This is a genomic window from Eubacterium sp. AF22-8LB, from assembly GCF_003458715.1.
Lineage (GTDB): Bacteria > Bacillota_I > Bacilli_A > Erysipelotrichales > Erysipelotrichaceae > Holdemanella.
Window position 1 is genome coordinate 1 of sequence record NZ_QRVI01000024.1, and the last position, 21,179, is coordinate 21,179.

At 34.8% G+C, this 21,179-nt stretch carries 15 protein-coding genes, 2 tRNA genes and 1 pseudogene; 16 read left to right on the top strand and 2 right to left on the bottom strand.

Features of this window, described 5'->3' with window-relative positions; genetic code table 11:
- A pseudogene (locus DWY01_RS11565) lies at positions 1–2,118 on the top strand (hypothetical protein); the annotation flags it as partial.
- Between the two features lie 115 nt (positions 2,119–2,233).
- Positions 2,234–4,141, top strand: a complete 1,908-nt coding sequence (locus tag DWY01_RS09010) for a diguanylate cyclase domain-containing protein (protein ID WP_158553693.1) — start codon at positions 2,234–2,236, stop codon at positions 4,139–4,141.
- Between the two features lie 13 nt (positions 4,142–4,154).
- On the opposite strand, the gene rnhC is transcribed toward DWY01_RS09010, so the two are convergent.
- On the bottom strand, positions 4,155–5,003 hold the full coding sequence (rnhC, locus tag DWY01_RS09015; RefSeq protein WP_117995800.1) for a ribonuclease HIII: 849 nt from the start codon (positions 5,001–5,003) through the stop codon (positions 4,155–4,157).
- Between the two features lie 63 nt (positions 5,004–5,066).
- On the opposite strand from rnhC, the gene DWY01_RS09020 reads away from it, so the two are divergent.
- The 14 genes from DWY01_RS09020 (at position 5,067) to DWY01_RS09080 (ending at position 18,391) form a co-directional block, all read left to right on the top strand.
- Positions 5,067–7,379 carry an endonuclease MutS2 gene (locus DWY01_RS09020; protein WP_158553694.1) on the top strand — a complete coding sequence of 771 codons (2,313 nt, stop codon included), beginning with the start codon at positions 5,067–5,069 and terminating at the stop codon, positions 7,377–7,379.
- An 8-nt stretch (positions 7,380–7,387) separates the two neighbouring features.
- On the top strand, positions 7,388–9,145 hold the full coding sequence (uvrC, locus tag DWY01_RS09025; RefSeq protein ID WP_117995802.1) for an excinuclease ABC subunit UvrC: 1,758 nt from the start codon (positions 7,388–7,390) through the stop codon (positions 9,143–9,145).
- Between the two features lie 35 nt (positions 9,146–9,180).
- Positions 9,181–10,221, top strand: a complete 1,041-nt coding sequence (locus DWY01_RS09030; RefSeq protein WP_199519939.1) for a M15 family metallopeptidase — start codon at positions 9,181–9,183, stop codon at positions 10,219–10,221.
- A gap of 8 nt (positions 10,222–10,229) precedes the next feature.
- Positions 10,230–10,697: a metallophosphoesterase gene (locus DWY01_RS09035; protein WP_117995803.1), complete on the top strand. Its 468-nt coding sequence runs from the start codon at positions 10,230–10,232 to the stop codon at positions 10,695–10,697.
- Positions 10,698–10,713: 16 nt separating this feature from the next.
- Positions 10,714–11,388: a UDP-N-acetylglucosamine pyrophosphorylase gene (locus DWY01_RS09040; RefSeq protein WP_117995804.1), complete on the top strand. Its 675-nt coding sequence runs from the start codon at positions 10,714–10,716 to the stop codon at positions 11,386–11,388.
- Between the two features lie 52 nt (positions 11,389–11,440).
- A complete protein-coding gene (locus tag DWY01_RS09045; RefSeq protein ID WP_117995805.1) occupies positions 11,441–12,142 on the top strand; it encodes a biosynthetic peptidoglycan transglycosylase in 702 nt (233 codons plus the stop codon).
- A gap of 89 nt (positions 12,143–12,231) precedes the next feature.
- Positions 12,232–12,645, top strand: coding sequence for a PD-(D/E)XK nuclease family transposase (locus DWY01_RS11675; RefSeq protein ID WP_199519940.1), 414 nt, complete (start codon positions 12,232–12,234; stop codon positions 12,643–12,645).
- Entirely contained in the window at positions 12,611–12,928 is a 318-nt protein-coding gene (locus DWY01_RS11680; RefSeq protein WP_199519941.1) for a hypothetical protein, read from the top strand. Before DWY01_RS11675 ends, DWY01_RS11680 begins: the two co-directional genes overlap by 35 nt.
- A 71-nt stretch (positions 12,929–12,999) precedes the next feature.
- Positions 13,000–13,086, top strand: a tRNA-Leu gene (locus DWY01_RS09055).
- 24 nt (positions 13,087–13,110) lie between these two features.
- Positions 13,111–13,197 (top strand) — tRNA-Leu (locus DWY01_RS09060).
- Between the two features lie 75 nt (positions 13,198–13,272).
- On the top strand, positions 13,273–14,433 hold the full coding sequence (gene mnmA, locus DWY01_RS09065) for a tRNA 2-thiouridine(34) synthase MnmA (protein ID WP_117995806.1): 1,161 nt from the start codon (positions 13,273–13,275) through the stop codon (positions 14,431–14,433).
- A complete protein-coding gene (locus DWY01_RS09070; RefSeq protein ID WP_117995807.1) occupies positions 14,417–16,507 on the top strand; it encodes an ATP-dependent RecD-like DNA helicase in 2,091 nt (696 codons plus the stop codon). Before mnmA ends, DWY01_RS09070 begins: the two co-directional genes overlap by 17 nt.
- Positions 16,508–16,835: 328 nt before the next feature.
- Complete coding sequence (locus DWY01_RS09075) at positions 16,836–17,075, top strand: DUF1653 domain-containing protein (protein ID WP_117995808.1); 240 nt, start codon at positions 16,836–16,838, stop codon at positions 17,073–17,075.
- Between the two features lie 674 nt (positions 17,076–17,749).
- On the top strand, positions 17,750–18,391 hold the full coding sequence (locus tag DWY01_RS09080; RefSeq protein WP_117995809.1) for a Crp/Fnr family transcriptional regulator: 642 nt from the start codon (positions 17,750–17,752) through the stop codon (positions 18,389–18,391).
- Positions 18,392–18,564: 173 nt separating this feature from the next.
- On the opposite strand, the gene DWY01_RS09085 is transcribed toward DWY01_RS09080, so the two are convergent.
- Positions 18,565–21,048, bottom strand: coding sequence for a hybrid sensor histidine kinase/response regulator (locus DWY01_RS09085; RefSeq protein WP_158553695.1), 2,484 nt, complete (start codon positions 21,046–21,048; stop codon positions 18,565–18,567).
- Positions 21,049–21,179 lie beyond the last annotated feature (131 nt).

The following is a 21,179-nucleotide window of genomic DNA, read 5'->3' on the forward strand; positions in this document are numbered from 1 at the left end:
ACATTCAGAGTAGAGGATGGAAAGTTAACAATCACTCCTAAGTCAATCGATCCAGAAGACGAGAAGACCGGCATTACAGCTACAGATCCAGCGGATTCAATCTATAATGGAGAAGCACATGTAAATGCATTGACAGTAAGAGATACAAAGACAGGTAAGGATCTAGTAGAAAACAAAGATTACACATTGACATATGTAGGTGATGTAGTCAATGTTGGAACAGTGAAGATTGAAGTCAAAGGTATCGGAAACTATACAGGCGAATTTACTAAGAGATATAAGATCACACCAAGAGAATATACAGTGACAACAGATAGTGCTGAAAAGACATATGATGGAACTGCATTGACAGCTGGTGGTAAAATTGAAGGTATCGTGGATGGTGAAGTGGTTGTTGTTCATACAACAGGTAGTCAGACGGATGTTGGTTCAACTCTTAATACGTATGAATTAGAGTGGAAGAAAGCTTCAAGTAAAAACTACAAGTTAAAAGAAGAGGTTATTGGAACATTAACAGTCACTGAACAGACAATCGATCCTGGTGAAGATCCAAAAAAACCAAATCCTAATTATTTAGGAATTGAAATCAGTAATCCAAGTGATGAAGTCTATGATGGCAAGGAACACAAGTGGTCTCCTACAGTTGTAGATAAAGAAGGAAATGCTTTAGTTGAAGGTACAGATTACACAGTAGAATATGCAACATCTGATTTTACAAATGTGGGTGCAATCGATGTGACAATTACTGGTATTGGAAATTATACTGGAACTGTAACTAGAGCTTATAAAATCACGCCTAAGGCTTATACAGTAACAACAGAATCTGCGACAAAGGTTTATGATGGAACTGCATTAACAGCTGGTGGTAAGGTTAAGGGTATTATTTCTGGTGAAACAGTAGAATTTACAACAACAGGTAGTCGAATTGATGAGGGTACTTCAAAGAACACGTATAGCTTGAAGTGGAATGGTTCAGCAATTGAGACAAATTACAAACTTGAAAAGGTATCAATCGGTGATTTAACTGTAAAAGCGAAGTCAATCATTCCGGATGAACCAGATACTCCAGAAGAAAAGAAGACAGGCATTACAGTAAATGAACCAAGTGATTCAATGTATGATGGTCAAGAACATAAAGAATTATTAACTGTAAAGGATGCTAAGACGGGTAAAGAATTAGTTTCTGGAACAGAATATGCAGTGGCTTACACTGGTGATTTAGTCAATGCTGGAACAGTAACAATTACAGTTACAGGTAAAGGCAACTACACTGGAACATTCGCTAAAGCTTACAAGATCACAAAACGTCCTATCACATTAACAAGTGCTACTGAAAGCAAGACTTATGATGGCAATCCATTAACAAACACATCCATTACAGTGAGTGGTGATGGATTTGCGAAGGGTGAAGGTGCTACATATGAAGTAACTGGATCTCAAACAGAGGTTGGAGACAGTGCAAATGCATTCGAATACAAGTTGAATGAAAATACATTGGCATCTAACTACGACATTACAAAGGTTGTTGGAACATTAACAGTTACACGAGATACAGCTCCAGTAATTCCAGCTCCAACACCTACAACTCCAAGCATGCCGCCAGTAGTTCAAAGAGTAATTCCTAAGCCTACTCCTACTCCAACTGAGACAGTGGAAAAGGATAGGACACCTAAGGCAGAACCGAAAGAAGAAAAGGTTGAAAAAGAAAAGACGCCAAAGGCAAAGACACAGAGATTCTGGGCATTGATGAACTTGATCTGTGCAATCGTAACAGTATTATTCGGATTGTTGTTGTTGATTAGTAAACGTCATAAAGATGAAGATGACGAAGAAGAGGATGATGAAACAAAACAACAAGCAACTACAAATGAAGACGAAGAACAAGAACAAGAAAAGAAACGTGGATTATTCACTCGCGTACTTGCAGTTCTAATCGCAATCGTATCTGTTGTATTCTTCCTAGTAACTGAAGATATGAGTCTAGCATGGACATGGACAGATCAATGGACAATTTGGATGGTTGTTATTGGATTGGTACAAATCGTAGTATTCTTCGTAGGACGTAAATGGAAAAACGTCGATGACGATGATGAAGACGAACAAGCACAACAAGCTTAATGAAATCAAAGATTTGGGGTAGCATAGCGCTACTCCTTTTCTTGTTGGTTAGATTTATACTTTGTAACAATTGTTCACATGGTGTATAATTTAGACAAGAATAAAGGAAATGGTTATGAAAAAACAATTATCTCAGTTAATGCCTACGCTTGTTGTTTTAATTTTAATATTGGCATTGACTGTCACAACGTACAATATAAGCTTAAAACAAGAAGAAAAGGAATGCTGGAATCGATTAGAAAATGCAAGTGAAGCAATGATTCAAAGTATTCAAAGTCGCGTGAATGATGATTTGAATTATTTACGCTTAATTGGTAAAGATTTTTCAAATGAAGATCATTTACCTACATATGAAGAATATAGAGGTAGACTTGCTACTTTTGAAGATGTATCATTGTTTGAACGTGTTGATTTATTGATGAAGAATAATACGTTGTATACGTTGCATGACGATGTTCAACAAATCTATTCTAATGAATTTTTGATATTAAATTCAACGGCAGAATATATGGATCTAGTTCATACAGATACTTTGACAAATGAGCGAAGTGTGAATTATTATGTGCCAATTCTACAAAATGATTCAGTCGTAGCTTATTTAGTCGGTGTAATCCAATGTGATACATTGGATGAGAAGTTTTATACACCAATATTAAATGGGAAGACACATAACTTAATTATTGATACAACCGATGGACAGGTTGTGATGGATAATAAAGATATGAATATTGATAATATTGCTTCGGATACGGATTTTAAATTGTTAACATCTAAGAAAAATGTTGTAAAGGCAATCAATTCACTTAAATCAGGTGTTGTGACTTTTAAGAAGGGAAATATTAATCAATATCTGATTTATAAACCTGTCAAAATATATAATTGGGAATTATTGATTACAGTAAGTGAAAATGTTGCCTTTGCGAGTACATTAATGTTGAAGCAGAATTATATGATTATGGTTATTTGTGAAATTGTGATTCTCTTATTGTATTGTGGATTCTATATCAAAAAGGTGCGTAGAATTTCTTTAAAATCGCATGAATTGTCTGAAGATTTAAATGTATCCAATACGTTGATTCAATGTGTTCGTATATTATCAAATAGTGCTGATCAAAAACGTTCTATTGATGAGATTCTTCAAATTATTTGCGAATTCTATCAAGCACAAAGATGTTACGTACTAGATTTAGATATGGACAATAAAAAGACAAATGGTATCTATGAATATGGAAAACAATATGATGACATTCATGTTGAGAACATGGTTCGATTATGTTTAGAACATATGGATTTAGTGAATCAATTCTTTGAAACTCAAAAATCATATTATATTGATGATGTGACAAATGAAATTTCTGTAGCGAGTCCAATTTATTCGAGTTTTATTCAACAAAAAATTCACAGCATTATTGTTGTGCCATTTATGGATGATAAACAGATCAATGGTGTATTTGCGGTTGATAATCCGAAACAAAATTACTATCAAAAGGATTTTTTAGAATCTTTATGCTTCTTTATAAAAACGGCTATGGCAAGAGAAAAAGAGAAGGCAAAACTAAAGAATTTAAGTTATGTGGATTCTTTAACGTATGCCCAAAATCGCAATCATTTCAATGAATATATAGAGCAGAATAGAAACAAAGAACTTCATTCTTTAGGTGTTATTTATTTGGATTTAAATGGATTAAAAGAAGTAAATGATAAGATGGGACATATCGCAGGAGATACATTGATTATTACAGCATCGTATGTATTACAGGAAATCTTCTTAGACAATTCATATCGTGTGGGTGGAGATGAATTTGTGGTCATTGAACAAGATGTATCTGAACTTTTATTCTTTGATCAATATTTAAAATTACTTAATCGCATGAAAGAACTTGAAATTAGTGTTGCGACAGGTTGTGTATGGAAAGAAACGTGTACAAATCTATCTGAAATTCTACAAGAAGCTGATCAAAAGATGTATGAAGATAAAAAGCATTATTATTCTTTGGCTGAAAATGATCGAAGAAAACGATAAAAAAGATTGGAAATTAAGCTCCAATCTTCTGTGTATTTTTAAAATGAAGCTTTGCCACTTGGTAAAGCTTTTCTTTTCCAAATTTTTTTACAAATGCCTTGCCACAAGCATCTACTCTATTTCCAGCACCTTTTTCGAATTTAAAATCATATTTTTCTTCCATTAAATCCCATGTTTCTAGAAAAGCATTACGAGCTAAGATGCTCGCACAAGCTACAGCTAGATATTTGTTTTCGGCCTTTGTCTCAAATGTGATTCCATGAATCACTTCAGGGAAGCTTTTTAAATAGCGATAATAACTTTTTTCCTGAACAAACTGATCGATAACAATTTGTTTAGGTAGAGTGTATCCCTTATGAACAAGGTTTACATAAGCCTGGTTGTGCAGGCGACACTTCATATCGACCATGTTACAAGTATCATGCATATCATTATATTTTGTATTAGGTACAACCAAAATACTATGAGGACACACTTCCTTGATAATAGGTGCTAATTTACGAATCTTTGCATCATCTACCTGCTTAGAATCCTGTATGCCTAGATGGGCTAGCTTTTCTCGAGCTTCTTTTGTGACAATGCAGCTTGCTACGACGACAGGACCAAAATAATCGCCGGTACCTACTTCATCGCTTCCAGCCTGGTCTTGCGCTTCTTTATGAGGGGTTGTAGGCTCTAACCAAGAAAGGTCAGCCCCCTGAAATACAACTTTGCCACTTGTATAGGCTGTAATCGTACACTCCTTCGTTTTGATTTGGTAGTATGTATATTGAGGTGTGCTTTCCTTTAATATAAATTTAGTTAGACGTTCCTTTAAATGAAGGATTTCATCTTTTGACATTTCCTTTGTTAATGTTGCCATTTTAATCACCTTATTTAGTTTACCATAAATTTTGTGTTAGAATATTCTCGAATGGAGTATTTTATGAAACAAAATTTTAGAGATGAATTAAACCAGGCAATTGACTATTCAAGTGTATTAACACAGATATCAGCATTTTCTAGCTTTTCATGCGCAAAAGAAAAGATTTTAAATGCGTTGCCTTTTTTTGATAAATTAGAAATACAAGCACAATTAAATTATGCTAAGGAAGCGATTCAATTTGAACAGGCAGGTGGACTTCTATCTTTATCTGGAGCCAATGATATTTCTATGCCTGTCTCAAAAGCTTCTAAACAAATGACTTTGACAAGTAAAGAATTGATTTCCATCTATCATTTTTTAACAGCTGTTAAGCAAGCCAAACAAAGCTTGGATTCATCGGACTATCCTGAATTAACAGGCTTAGCCCAATCCATGGATGGGTGTTCGCGATTAATGGATTCAATTATTTCAAAAATTGATTTAACAGGTTCTGTAAAGGAGGATGCTACACCAGCTTTAAAGAGTATGCATAAGGCGTTAGTGGATACACGTCTTGCGTTACAATCTAAATCTAGACAGTTTTTAAAGAAGAATAGCTCAAAACTAATGGAAAATATGACGACAACCGTATCTGGTCGTGTGGTTGTGTTGGTGCGTGCCCAAGACAAGAATGCCTTTGGCGGCATGATTCATGGACAATCTAGCTCTGGTTTAGCTTATTATGTAGAGCCATCTAGCTTTGTGTCAGATAATAATGAAATTTCTTCCTTAATGATTCGTATTGAAGAAGAGAAGAAAAGAATTTGTAAGGAATTGTCAGTGCAGGTTAAGAAAAATACATTATCTTTAACTTCGGCATTAGAAACATTAACCATTATTGATGTTGCCTTCACAAAGGCCAAATGGGCCGTGCGCTATGATGGGTGTATTCCATCTCTACAATCAAGAGATCATTCTTTATATTTAGAGCATGCCAAGCATCCGTTGATTGATGAAAAGAAAGTAGTGCCGAATACATATGAATTAAATGATAGACAGGCATGTCTAATGATTTCAGGTCCGAATATGGGTGGAAAAACCGTTACGTTAAAGACGATTGGATTATTTGTAGCCCTTGCACATGCAGCTTTTCCTGTGCTGTGTCACAAAGCTATTTTTCCTTTTTATCAATCGATGTATTTTGATATTGGAGATCATCAGTCGATTGAAAATAATTTATCGACATTCTCAAGCCATATCTCAAGACTTTCTATGATTTGTCATAAGAGTAATGAAAATAGCTTTATCTTACTGGATGAAATTGGAAATGGTACAGATCCTTTGGAAGGAGCTAGTCTTGCGGTGGCTATTTTAGAATATTTGATTTCTAAGAAAAGCACGATTATTACTTCAACGCACTATTCACAGGTAAAAACCTATGGAAAAGCTAATGATTCTGTATTGGTTTCGAGTGTGGAGTTTGATCCTGAAACATTGAAACCTACCTATAAATATATTCCTGGTGTATCTGGTGCTAGTTATGCATTTCATATTGCCAGAGAATATCACTTGGATGAGTCCATTTTAGAGAGAGCTGATTTTCTAAAGAATGAAAATGAAAAGCAGACAGAAAAAGAATTAGAGAAGCTGGAAAAACTACAAAATGATGTTTTGAAACAAAAAGAGCGTTTTAACGCATTGATTGAAGATGCGCATCGTGTACAAAAAGAGGCGTATGAAAAGGAAAAGGAAATCGAAAAGCGTAAGGCTGAACTGGATGCATCGTATCAAGAACAGTTGAATGAGATGTTAGAAAAGAAAAAGGCAGAGGCCAAAGAAATTCTAACGGTTCTTCGTAAGGAAAAGACAGGTAAGCAACATAAACAGATTGAGAAAATGCATGAATTGGATCTTTTAAATGAGAGTGTGGTAGAAGAAGTCGAAGAGAAAAAGGAATTCAAGGTGGGTGATTACGTAAAAATCACAGGCTTGAATTCACATGGTGAAATTGTGGATATCCGAAGAAATGAAGCGACTGTATTAACGAATGGAATGAAGATGAAGGTTAAGCTTTCTAAGCTAGAGCCTATGCATAAACCGCAAATAAAAAAGACTAGCTATAAGGCACATGTAGAATCGGTTTCAAGCCGTTTCCCATTAGAATTGAATCTAATTGGAATGCGTGTTGAAGAAGGTATTGCAGCTTTAGATAAATATTTAGATCAAGCGGTTGTGAAACATATTAAACAAGTACGTATTATACATGGTATGGGTACAGGTGCATTGCGTACGGCTGTATGGAAGGATTTAAAGAAACAGCCAAATGTTTCGAAATTTACAAGTGCTGGACCAAGTGAAGGTGGACTTGGTGCCACTATTGTATTGTTAAAGTAGGGGATAAAATGAGTATTTCTAAACATTTACAAGATAAATTAGCCTTACTTCCAGATTCTCCTGGTTGTTATATCATGAAAGATGAGAATCAGAATATCTTATATGTGGGTAAGGCAAAGGTGCTAAAGAATCGTGTTCGATCTTATTTTCATGGTACGCACAATAATAAAACGACGCGTTTGGTTTCGCATATTCGTGATTTTGAATTTATTGTGACAGGCAGTGAAAAGGAAGCTTTATTATTAGAAATCAATTTAATTAAGAAGCATATGCCGCCTTACAATATCATGTTTATGGATGATAAGACCTATCCATATATTGAAATCACAAAGGAAAATAATTTTGTGGTTCGTACAACGCGTAACATTAAAAGTAAAAAGAGTGAATATTTTGGACCATATCCAAGTAGTCAGTCGGCCTATGAAATTGTGAGGTTGATCAATCAAATTTTTTGCGTACGTAAATGTCGTCATATACCAGATACGCCATGTTTGTACTATCATATGCATCAGTGTTTAGGTCCATGTATTCATGAGATTGATCCAAAGGAAAATGAAAAGACGCGTAAGAAGATCAAGAAATTCTTACAGGGAGATACTAAGGAAGTCATGGATTCTTTGCAGGCAAGGATGTTAGAGGCGAGTGAGAATTTGCAGTTTGAAAAGGCACAGGAAATCTATAATACGATTCAAGCGTTGGAGCATGTCATTGAAAAACAGACGATTGACTTTAAAGACCGCGCCAATCGTGATGTGTTTGGATATTATGTGGATTCTGGTTATATCTCTTTTCAAGGTTTCTTCATTCGACAAGGAAAATTGTTGGAACGAAATATGTCGATTACGCCTTTATATGAAGATGAGATGGATGCCTTTACAAGCTTTATAATGCAGTATTATGAAAAGAATGTGATTCCTAGAGAGATTTTAGTTCCACAAGGCACGCCTGTGGATGTTTTAAAGGAAGCTTTAGATACCAATGTGCATATTCCGATTCGTGGAGAAAAGAAAAAATTGATTGATTTGGTTTATAAGAATGCGAAGGAAGCGCATGAACAAAAATTTCAATTGGTATTCCGTAAGGATAATGAGTTGAAAAAGGCGAATGAGATGTTGTCAAAAATCTTTAATGCCGATATTCATACGGTAGAGATGTTTGATAACTCACACATTCAGGGTACGTTTAATGTAAGTGGTTTAGTTGTGTTTAAGGATGGAGTTCCAGATAAGAATTCGTATCGTCATTATAAATTAGATGGCTATCGAAGTGATGTGGACAGTATGAAAGAGGTTATCTATCGTAGATATTTTCGTTTGTTGAAGGAGCATCAGCCTATGCCTGATTTATTATTGGTAGATGGAGGTGCCCTGCAAATCAATGCGGCCAAAGAAATTATAGATATGCTTCAATTAAATCTTCGTGTGGCAGGTTTAGTAAAGGATGATAAGCATGCTACTCGAGCTTTAATGGATGCTAATCTGAATGAGATTCCAATTGATTCAAAATCGAGCTTATTCTTCCTTTTGACGCGTATGCAGGATGAGGTGCATCGCTTTGCGATTACTTATCATAGAAAGCTTCGAGATCAGTCGATGACAAAATCGGTATTGGATACGGTATCCGGTATTGGTCCTAAGCGTAAAGAGGAATTATTAAAACGATTTAAGAGTATGAAACAAATGCGTCAGGCAAGCGTAGAAGAGTTAAGTGAAGTGATTCCAGAGGATGTGGCTAAGATTCTCTATGCTCGTTTGCATGAGAATTGATAGTTTAGTATAATGTTTTGCGTGAGGTGCATATTTTGATTACTAAAAAAGAATTAAGAGCACGTGTCCTTTTAATTGTGGTTTGTTTAGCTGTCGGATTGTATTGCCTATATACAATGGATAAGTCGTATGATCCGTTAGCGCGATATCCATATACAACGGATGAGAATCGAGAAATCTTATTAAAGTATTTTGATAGTGACGATATTGATTATTTGGTGAATCAGCATATATCGCCTGATAAATTTATGGATTTTGTCGAGTTAAAAGACTTTAATTTAAAGAACACGTTATATTATAAAGAAGCTAAAGAAACACAGGATGCAGATAATGAATACATTGTCAATTTTGTGAATCGTTTTCGCAAGAATTTTTCATATGAGTCTTTGAAGGAGTTGTTGTCACACTATTCTTATTTAGATTTGACAACCTTCTATGAAAATGAGGCTGTCTTGTATTCGGATTTAAGATTGGTTGCGGATCCTACCAATCCGTATGTTGTTTTGAATCAGGAAAATACGGTCTATAAATTTGCACCGGAAAAAATTACTTCCTTTAATGGGATAATGATTCAAAGTGTTCTAGTGGAGGATTTACAGAATATGATGGATGCCTATGCATCTGTTATGAATGAGCAGGATCATTTGACATTGACTAGTGGGTATTTAAGCTATGAACAAATCATGGACCAATATGTCAACGCATCAAAAGAATATGATGGCGTAGATAAGTATATGTACAATGCAGGTAAAAATGAGCAGCAGCTTGGATATACGGTAGTCTTTGAAGGGCAAGATGAGTGGATTCATCTTTGTAAGGAACACTTAAATGAAGATATGGATTATGCGCTACTAGACGAAGAGTTGTCAGATGAAGTTAAAAATCGAATGGAGTGGCTTGCGGAAAATGCATATCGCTATGGATTTGTGATTCGTTATGAAAAAGAGCAGGAAAAAAAGACGGGGCATTGGTATCAGCCTTTTGTACTTCGCTACGTAGGAAAGAAGATGGCAAAATATATGCATGACAGCTATAAGGTCATGGAACAAGTGTCTTTTCCTGATGAGCTAGAGTAGGAGTTTTTATGAAAATAATAGTTGTGAGTGATTCACATGGAAGAAATGATATATTAAAAACGATTCAAGAAAAACATCCGGATGCAGGTTTGTTTATTCATTGTGGGGATTTAGAAGGGGATCCAATGTATTTTCCTGGCTATATCATCGTTCGTGGGAACAATGATTATTTTGGACGATTCGAAAATGAAAGACAAATTCCCATTGGCAACCATCGTATTTATGTAACGCATTCGCATCGTTTTTCATATTATTCAAGAAGTGAACAACTGGCTCGAAGAGCTAAAGAGCTTAATTGTGATATCGTCTGTTTTGGACATACACATGTATCGTATGTAGAAAAGGTAGATGGTGTGTTATTATTAAATCCAGGATCTTTATCGCACGCAAGAGATGGAAAGCCTTGTAGCTATGCGATTTTGAATATAGATGAAGATCAGATTCAGGTTGAATTTAAGTATGAGCCTGAATGGTAAGAAAGAAGGAAGTTGTATGTATAAAATTAGTGAGTTATATGATTTAAACCACACTTTGGCAAGTGATTACTTAGTACAGTTTGAGTATCCTTGGCAAGCCTTAGCTGGAATCAAGGAATTGATTTTAGAATTAGGAAAAAATCTAGGTGAAGATTATGTTGAAGTTAAGGAGCATGTATGGGTACATAAAAGTGCACATGTATTTGAAAGTGCCTATTTAGGAGCTCCATGCATTATTGGCCCGGAAACAGAGGTTCGTCATTGTGCCTTTGTTCGTGGAAGTGCTTTGGTAGGTGCAAATTGTGTAGTTGGAAATAGTGTTGAATTAAAGAACTGCATTTTGTTTGATAATGTAGAAACACCACACTATAACTATGTTGGGGATAGTATTTTGGGATATCATTCACATTTAGGTGCGGGTGGTATCACAAGTAATTTGAAGAGTGCAAGAAACAATATCACATTGCGTAGAAAAGATGAAAATTATAATGTGGTTGAAGAATTTGAAACGGGATTAAGAAAAATTGGTGCTTTTATGGGAGATTATGTAGAAGTTGGATGTAATTCTGTGTTGTGTCCAGGAACAATCATTGGTCCTCATACAAATGTGTATCCACTATCTCGTGTACGTGGTCAGATTGCGGCAAATTCAATCTTCAAGGATGATACACATGTTACTTTAAAAGACTAATCTTACGGACTTGTAATTTTACAAGTCTTTTTCTTTGTGTTAATGTTTAGGTATGAAAAAGTTTGTTAAGTTTATATTTAAGTTATTATTGATCTTAATTATTGCCTTTGTGGGCATCTTTTTTGGTAAGGGCTACTGGGGTTATTTAGAGCTGACACAACAAGAATCAGTTGATCAAGTCGTTAGTAATGTGATGTCTTCACCAAACTATGTAAGCTATGAGGATATATCACCAGAGCTGATTCGTGCAACAATCGCAATTGAGGATCGTAGATTTTATGATCATGGTGGTGTTGATTATATTGGCCTTGTACGTGCGGCTGTATCGCAATTTGATGACGATCTATTAAAAAGTGGAGGTTCTACGATTACGCAGCAGTTAGCGAAGAATTTGTATGAAATGTTTGATAGTACATGGGATCGTAAAAGTACGGAATTTTTTGTTGCTAAGTACTTAGAGAAGCATTATTCAAAAAATGAAATTGTTACGCTTTATGTCAATGTGATTAATTATGGAAATAACTATACGGGTATCTATGAAGCTAGTATTGGCTATCTAGATACGTATCCAGAGGATTTAACAGTGGCACAAGCTTCTTTATTAGCGGGAATTCCACAGTCTCCAAGTAATTATGATTTGGTGTATCATTTTGAGGCGGCCAAACAAAAGCAGCTTTCTGTTTTAAGGGCCATGGCTGAATGTGGCTATATTTCAGAAAGTGATATTAATGCTTACTATAATGCATCTGTTTAATGGATGCATTTTTTTCATTTTCTTTAAAAAATGTTTAATAAATTTCGTAAAAGAGTATGTAGAAAAAAAACTACTAGAAAGGTGTGCTCATGCGTAGTGCAAATTTATTAAATGACTTTGCCTTTAAATATATTTTTGGAGAAGATTGTAAAGAGGCTAATGATGCCTTAAAATCGTTACTTACCGTATTTTTAGAAAGGAATGTGAATCGTGTTGTTGTAAAAAATTCAGAAATGGTAAAAGACTTTAGTAAAATGAAAAGTCCTCGTTTGGATCTGTTGGTTGATTTTGATGATTGTACAACAGTGGATTTAGAGATGCAGCTACGACAAACCAAAGACAATCTACCAATTCGTTTTAGTTATTATTTGGCCAGGCTGCATGGTTCGCAACAATTAGAAGGAAAATATTATGGAGAATTAAAGGAAACAATTGTCTTGGTGTTCTTCAATGTGAATTTGATTGATAATGATAGAAAAGCGTGTCGAAACCATATCGGATGATGGTTGGAAGAAAATAATAGAAGATTTTAGAAAACTACATGAAAATGAAGAACGAATGGAACGACAACTTGAACTTGAAGAGCTTCAAAAAGCGCAAGAAGAAGCAAGAAAGGTGCAACAAGAAACGGCAAGAATATTAGATGAATCGGGTAAGAAAGTTAATCAGATGAATCAAGAAATAAAAAAGATGATTCAGATCATGCTTTCAAATGGTATGAGTTTAGAATTTGTTTCTAAGTCATTGTCTAAGAGTGAGGACGAAATTTTAGATTTATTGAAATAGCCACTTATTAGTGGCTTTTTTAAAAAAATCCTTGCATGACATTCTATCTTTTGGTATAATATCCAAGCAATGCCCGGGTGGTGAAATTGGTAGACGCAGTGGACTCAAAATCCACCGGTAGCGATACCGTGCCGGTTCGAGTCCGGCCCTGGGCACCATTTTTAAAATTGAATATTACTTTTGCCCGGGTGGTGAAATTGGTAGACGCAGTGGACTCAAAATCCACCGGTAGCGATACCGTGCCGGTTCGAGTCCGGCCCTGGGCACCATTTTGAATTGTTGATCAAGTTATTCGGGCTTGATCTTTTTTTATGATATAATTTTTTTAACTATGGAGGCAATGTATGAAAGTATTAGTTGGATTAAGTGGTGGCGTAGATTCTGCGGTTGCGGCTTATTTATTAAAAAAACAGGGATATGATGTAACATGTTGTTTTATGCGTAACTGGGATAGCTTTGCGAATAATGATATCGCAGGTAATCCTACAATCAAGGATGATACTTGTCCTCAGGAACAGGATTATTTAGATGCGCTTGCGGTTGCGAATCATTTAGATTTGCCTTTACAACGTGTGGATTTTATTGAGGAATATTGGGATAACGTATTTAAAACTTTCTTGAGTGAATATGAGAAGGGGCGTACGCCAAATCCAGATATTCTATGTAATAAGTATATTAAGTTTGATTCTTTTTTTGAATATGCCATGAAACAAGGTTTTGATAAGGTGGCAACAGGACATTATGCTTCAAACAAAGAGGAAGAGAATGGCTTTACATATTTGACTCGTGCAAAGGATCAGAATAAGGATCAAACGTATTTCTTGTGTCAGGTAGAGAAGAGTAAGATTGCCAAAACCATTTTTCCATTGGCAAACTTAGAAAAGCCAGAGATTCGTCAAATTGCTTCGGAATTGAATTTAGAGTCGGTTGCGACAAAGAAGGATAGTACGGGGATTTGCTTTATTGGAGAAAGAAATTTTAGACAATTCTTATCCAATTATCTTCCTAGCAAGGATGGAGATATAGTGGATGTAAATACGGGGAAAGTTATTGCGCGTCATGTGGGCGTATTGTATTACACGATTGGACAAAGAAAGGGATTGAATATTGATCATGAAAAGGGGCCTTGGTTTGTAGTGGGTAAGGATGTTGTAAAAAACATTCTTTATGTATGTCGTACGGATCAAAGAGACTTATTATATTCAGATTCTTGTATTGTCAAAGGAATCAACTGGATCTTGCCAAGCTTAGATGAGATTCCTTCAAAATGTACTTGTAAGTTTAGATATCGTCAAAAGGATCAGGATATTGAAATTGAAAGAATTGATGATACAAGTGTCTTAGTTAAATATCCTCAGACCATTGCGTCTGTAACTGAGGGTCAGGAAGCTGTATTCTATGATGGTGATAAATGCATTGGTGGCGGTGTAATTGAAGAAGCGTTTAAGGACGGTAAAAACTTAAATCAATTGATCATGGAGACGGCAAATGGACATCGAGGCTAGACTTGAATATATCATATTTGAAAATAGAGCCAATCATTATGTCGTTGCAGGTTTTTCAGAATTAAAAACATATCATACATTTACAGCTGCAGGAAGAATTGAAGATCCGATTGAAGATCAGGAGTATGTACTTGAAGGTGAATATGTAAAGCATCCCAAATATGGGGAGCAATTTCGTGTGGATATGGCTAAGAAAAAATTGCCGAGTCATGCAGATGCGATTATTCATTTTTTGTGTGGTGAAAACTTTCCTACGATTGGAAAGAAAACGGCGGAAAGTATTTATGAAACGTTGGGCGAGAATTGTTTAGAACAAATTCATGACAATCCTAAGCTTTTACATGAAGTACCTAATCTTTCTGCTAAAAAGATTTTGATCATCCAAAAGGGAATCCAGGAATTTACGGGGTTTAATGAGGCGTATGCCAAGCTATTAAAGTATGGCTTAAGTCCTAGACAGATTCAGATGTTGTTGGATACATATGATAATGTTTTGGATGTGATTGAAGAGGATTGTTTTAGGCCATATTATGAAGTGTATGGCTTTGGCTATAAAACAGCATGCAAAATGGCACAGGCCATAGGTATATCGAATGATGATCCAAGAAGATTAGATGCGTATATCTATGAATTAGCCAGACAGCTTTCTATGGCCACAGGAAATACATATATTACTTTTGCGACCATGTTTCAAAATGTTCGTGGTGTAGATGAAACAACTATTCAGGAAAGTATTGATCGCTTGGTTTCAATGCAGTACTTGTATGTAGAAAATATGCGTATTTATCCTTTTACGCTATATGAGGATGAGGTTACGATTGCCAAGGAATTAAAGAAGCATTTATTTAATGTGGAGCAGATAGATGTCGAAGATAAAATTAAACAAGTCGAATTTAGTCTTGCGATAACGTATGATCAGGAACAAAAGGATGCGATTCAATTGTTCTTTGATCGTTCATTCATGATTTTGACGGGTGGTCCAGGTACTGGTAAAACAACCACAGTAAAGGGAATCTTAGAAATTGCCAAGGATATGTTTCCAGATGTGAATATTCAGCTATGTGCTCCTACAGGAAGGGCAAGTAAGCGTTTGGCTCAACTATCCAATTGTGATTCGAGAACCATTCATTCTTTGTTGCAATGGAATCTAGACGATAATTCATTTGGGAAGAATGAAGAAGAACCGTTAGATGTGGATTTTATTATTGTGGATGAGTTTAGTATGGTGGATACCCATTTGTTTGCGCAACTACTAAAGGCTTTACCAAACCATTGTCGTATTTTACTCATTGGAGATGAAGACCAGTTGGAGAGTGTGGGTCCTGGTAAAGTCTTACAGGATCTCATTCAATCAGGTACAATTGATACAGTACATTTAAAGAAGATTTTTAGACAGTCCAATGGATCTGGAATTGTGACTTTGGCTAAAGAGATTCGTGAAGAAACACCTTGTCATTATGAGGATGGGGTAGAGTTTGTTGAACGAACAACACCAAAAATCATGGATGCACTGATTGATTATGTAAAAGACATGGATCTAGATTCCATGCAGATCTTAGCGCCTATGTACAAGGGAGCCGCAGGCATTGATGAGATCAATCGACAGATGCAGGTCTTATTTAATCCGAAGAGTCCGCAAAAGAATCAAATCAAGGTAGGAACAACAATCTTTAGAGAGAATGATAAGGTTATGTTACTAAAGAATCTACCGGATGATGATGTGTTTAATGGAGATATTGGTACAATTGTAGAGATTGATACAAAACAGAACGTAATTTCGGTGGATTTTACAAATGCGATTGTTGATTTTTCAACCGATTTTCTCTATTATTTAAAACATGCATGGTGCATTAGTGTGCATAAATCACAGGGTAATGAATATCAAACAGTATTCTGCATTGTGGATGTAAATGCGAAGAATATGTTAGAGAAGCGTCTTTTGTATACAGCAATATCACGTGCTAAAAAGAAGCTATATATCATTGGAAATAAAAGCTTGTTTGAAACGCAGGTAAAGCTTAAGCAGAAGCGCATGCGACAAACAACATTACAGGAAAGAATAAAAAAATTGTAACTGAAAGAAACCTGTTTTCGACGCCAAAAGCATGGACAAAAAAAGAAGAAGTATGATTCCAAAATTGGACATATTTCTTTTCATTTTAGCAGGCTAAAGAAGTCTATAAGTTTCTTTTGGGCGACGACCATTGCAGTATGTGCAGGAAGTCATTTCACACGTGTGTTTTTCTACCCACATATTCACGCTGAGCAAATATTTACGACTAAATCTGTAACAATATTTTATATTTTGGTTTAATGATTTTCTGTTTTTGATTTATACTATAATTTAGTTTAATATTGATTCTTGGAAATGTTAAAAAGAAGCATAAAATGAAAGGAAAAATATGAAAACACTTGTGATGAATGGGATATATCAACATTTTAAAGGAAAGAAATATAAGGTTTTGTTGATTGCCAAGAATACGGAGACAGAAGAGGATATGGTGGTCTATCAAGCATTATATGGAGACTATGGATATTTTGTACGTCCTTATTCAATGTTTGTATCTGAGGTGGATCATGAAAAGTATCCTGATGTAAAGCAGAGGTATCGTTTTGAGTTTGTAAAGAATGAAAGTAAGTAAAATATTTTCATTTTCGTCATATGTTAATGCGAAAAGATTGAAAATGTGCTATTCTTATAGAAGTTAGATGATTTCTAGCCAACATAATGATAAATACGCCAACATGTCATTAAATGAATACTCATCTAACAGTCACTGAGAACTAGTCTCCTAAAAACACTAACATGCTAGTTCTCTCCTCTTATAAGTAATGATTGGGAATCCGTGTGATTCTTTTTTTTATGATTCATTATTTGAAATATTAATATATATTAACAAATGACAACATCCTTATATGGTATGGGATTATGGATTATGAGTATATTTTAATTTTTTTTGAAAGCATGGGGCTGTTGTTGCCCAAAAAATGAAGAATGGATGTTTGAATGAATTCGCTGAAGATACCTATATATTGAGGTATTTTTTTAAAGAATGGTCGTGAACATAATATTATGTATTTAAAAGGTCCTAATATGATAACGCTTTTTTAGAATCACGTTCGCATCTGTATTGAAAGTGTGGATGCCATTCTCTATCGCGTCTCAAAAGTGTCTTTTGTGGATTGGGCAAAGCTAAGGGAATATACGGAATATTTAAAAGGAAGTTCTTTCATTTAAGCTTCATTTTCTGTATATTATAAATGATAATTTAAGAGTTTGGAATATAATGTTAACGAATGGAGAAGGTGAAATTATATGGGTTGTGAATGTGTTTTAAAGTTTCTTGAAAGAAATAATATGCCTGTTCTTACTAAGAAAAAACATGATCATTTGATGTATGATGATGAATGTATATATATCTTAAAAGAAGGTGTTGTTAAGGTAAGTATGATTTTAGAGGATGGAAGAGAGTTTAATGTTACGTATCTAAAGGCGCCCGATGTAATTTCACTTTTTCTAAACGAATTGAATCAGGTTACAATACATCCTTTGCGTGTGCGTATTGAAAGTGAAGAGGCTGGTTTTTATTGCATATCCAAGGAAATGTTTGAGGATTTAGTAGAAGATAATGAGAATGTCAAAAATTGCATAGATACGTATTATCGAGAGAAATTAAAGAAGGCAATCTATCGACAGCAGTTTATGACAATGAATAGTAAAACAGGTGCGGTTTGTGCTTTTATTTATCGTTTAATTCCTTTGTTTGGAAAAACAACTTCGAAAGGAATTCTTATTGATTTGTTTGTGACAAATGATGATATTGCAGGCTTTTGTGGTATTTCCACGCGTAATAGTGTAAACCGGATTTTGCGTGGATTAAGAGATGAGAAAGTCATTCAAATTGTAAATAATAAGATATTGATTAAGAATGTTGATTATCTTAAGCAATATGCCTAGTGTGATGGTGTGCTTTATGCATCATCTTTTTTTTCAATAAAAAAGAGCTGAACTTAGTAATGTGGTAAGAAGTTCAGCTCGATTCATAGGAAACTGGATATGCAAATTACATGTTTCAACAATTATCCAGCAATGTAAAGTATATCATTCTATTGTTATATATTCAAAAAATTTCACGAAAGAAGAGATAATTCTTCCTTTAATGCGTGCACATCGATTGGTTTTGCAACATGGGCATTCATACCAGCATCCAAGCATTCTTTGATGTCATCCTCAAAGGCATTGGCACTTAGGGCAATGATTGGCGTAGTCTTCGCATCCTCTCGATCTAGTGAACGAATTCTTTTTGTAGCTTCTAATCCATCCATAACAGGCATCATTACATCCATAAAGATATAGTCAAATGTATGAGTATCGGATTGTTCAAAAATATCTAGGGCTTCCTTGCCATTTTGGGCAGGAGTTACAATCAAGTCTAAATCTTGGAGCATGATTGTTGCGATTTCTAGATTGATTTCGTTATCCTCAACAAGAAGTGCTTTCTTGCCAGATAGATTGAGTTCTTTTTCGTTTGTTTGAACTTTTATTTTTGGATTTGAATCCATCTGAAGCGGAATGGTGACTACGAATGTAGTACCTACATTTTCTTTGCTGTCCATTTCAATCGATCCATCCATGATATCGACAATGTCCTTGACAATCGATAGGCCTAGACCGGTTCCACTATATCCTGTAATGGTTGCCTTGCCTTCGCACGTAAAAGGTTCAAAGGCATGTTTCTGGAACTCTTCACTCATACCTAATCCTGTGTCGCTACATACAAACTGCATAAGAGCCATATTTTCATTGCTTGATATTTCTTTACAATACAAAGTAATGGATCCATTTTCTTTATTGTATTTGATGGCATTTGAAGCGATGTTCATTAACAATCGGTTTAAGTATTCTTGACTGCCAATAAAATAACGGTGAGGAATATAGCTCAAGGATTTACCACCAATAAATTGTATATTGTGTTCATTGGCACTTGTTTCAATGATGGCTATGATGGAATTGAGTGTTTCAATTAAATCAAATGGTTTGGGTTCTAACACCAATGCGTTGGATTCTACTTTACTCATATCGAGAATGTCATTAATTAAAGATAGAAGATAATCTAGAGAAGTAAGGACCTTTTCCTTACATTCATAAAGCTTTTCTTTGTCATTTCCATAGCGTTGGGCCAGATTGATCATACCCACAATTCCATTTAATGGCGTTCTTATATCGTGACTCATTCTTCTAAGAAAGTTTGTCTTTGCGACATTGGCTTGGTTAGCTTTTTCTGCAGCTTCCTTTAGTTTTTCTTTGACCTCTAATTCTTTATGTTTAATTTCATCAATATCTGAAATTGTCATTAAAACATCAGTGATATTTCCATTCTTATCCTTCTTTTCAACAATGAAGGAACATGTATACCATCTTCCACTTATACCCTCTAATTCCATAGAAATCATTTGTTTATCTTTCATTCGGTCTGGTAGGGTAGTAAAGTTAATGAATTCTAATACATCATCTTTATATTTGTGGGCAGCATTCACATTCACAAAAATATCTTTAAGCTGTTCTATGCTTCCTGTTGAATGGGGTTTAAAAATATCTTTATCAAGATTTTTATTAGATAAAATCATATAAGTTTTATCAACTAGATTAATGGTTGCGATACCCATATAGATAGAACCAATGGCACGAATAATGTTATTGAAGGTTCTTTCAACAATTAGAGCATCCTGCAGCTGTTTATTTTGCTCCTCACGCTTTTTGACAATATCATTAATGTTTCGAGATCCTAAAATCACTTTAACACCATGATCGGAAGGAACCTTGACAATCCTTGTTTCCATATAGATTTCTTTAAAGCAAAACTGCAAAGAAAGCTCATCCTGATTTTGTATGGTTTCCATGAGATTTTCTCTTTTTAAACAATCTAAGTAATTCTCATTATCTTTCTTAAGAGATTCAATAGATTGGAATGTAGAAAGAACAGAGGAATATGAATGTTCTAAATTTGCATTTATAAGGGAATAAGTATCTTTGATTACCCTTAAAGAATCATTTTCTAAGTCGCATAGGTAAACTACATTGTAGTCATTGCATAAAGCTAAAAGTGTCGACTCAATTTCTGAAGTTTTTTTATAGGCAGCCTCAAGCTTTTCCTTTTGAAGATTTTTTTCTTCTACCAATTCTTGAAGTCGTATTTCATTTTGATGGTGTTGCTGCATCAAATCATCCATGATCTTAATGCCTATCACAACTTCAAAACTATCTTCATCTTCGTTTAGCTTAATAGCACGAAAAGAATGATACTGATTTCCTTTTGGGTTTGGTTTTGTCTTAAAGCGATATTTCACAATACTTTGATGCTTCAGCAAGTGCATTAAATGATTTGGTTGAAGCTCATTCCAAAAATCAATGGATGAATCCTGTATATAAAGGGCATGGAAATAATTGATCATTTCTGTATATTTGGATAAAGTTTTAGAATCCAGTTTTTGGATGGCTGCATCCGTATGAGTTCCAGTATCGTATTTTATAATTTCAAGTGTATCTTTGATTAAATCACACTGAAAAATGGCAGTGAAGTCACTACATAATGCTTCATATAGTTCTTTCTTCATGATCATGCCTCCTCATTTTAAAAATAAGACGCGTACACAGTCGTGTTATGAATTAAGTTATATTTAATCAATATAGAATTATTTGATATTACAATCATAATCCACATCCTATGTTTTTCTTAGATAAATTA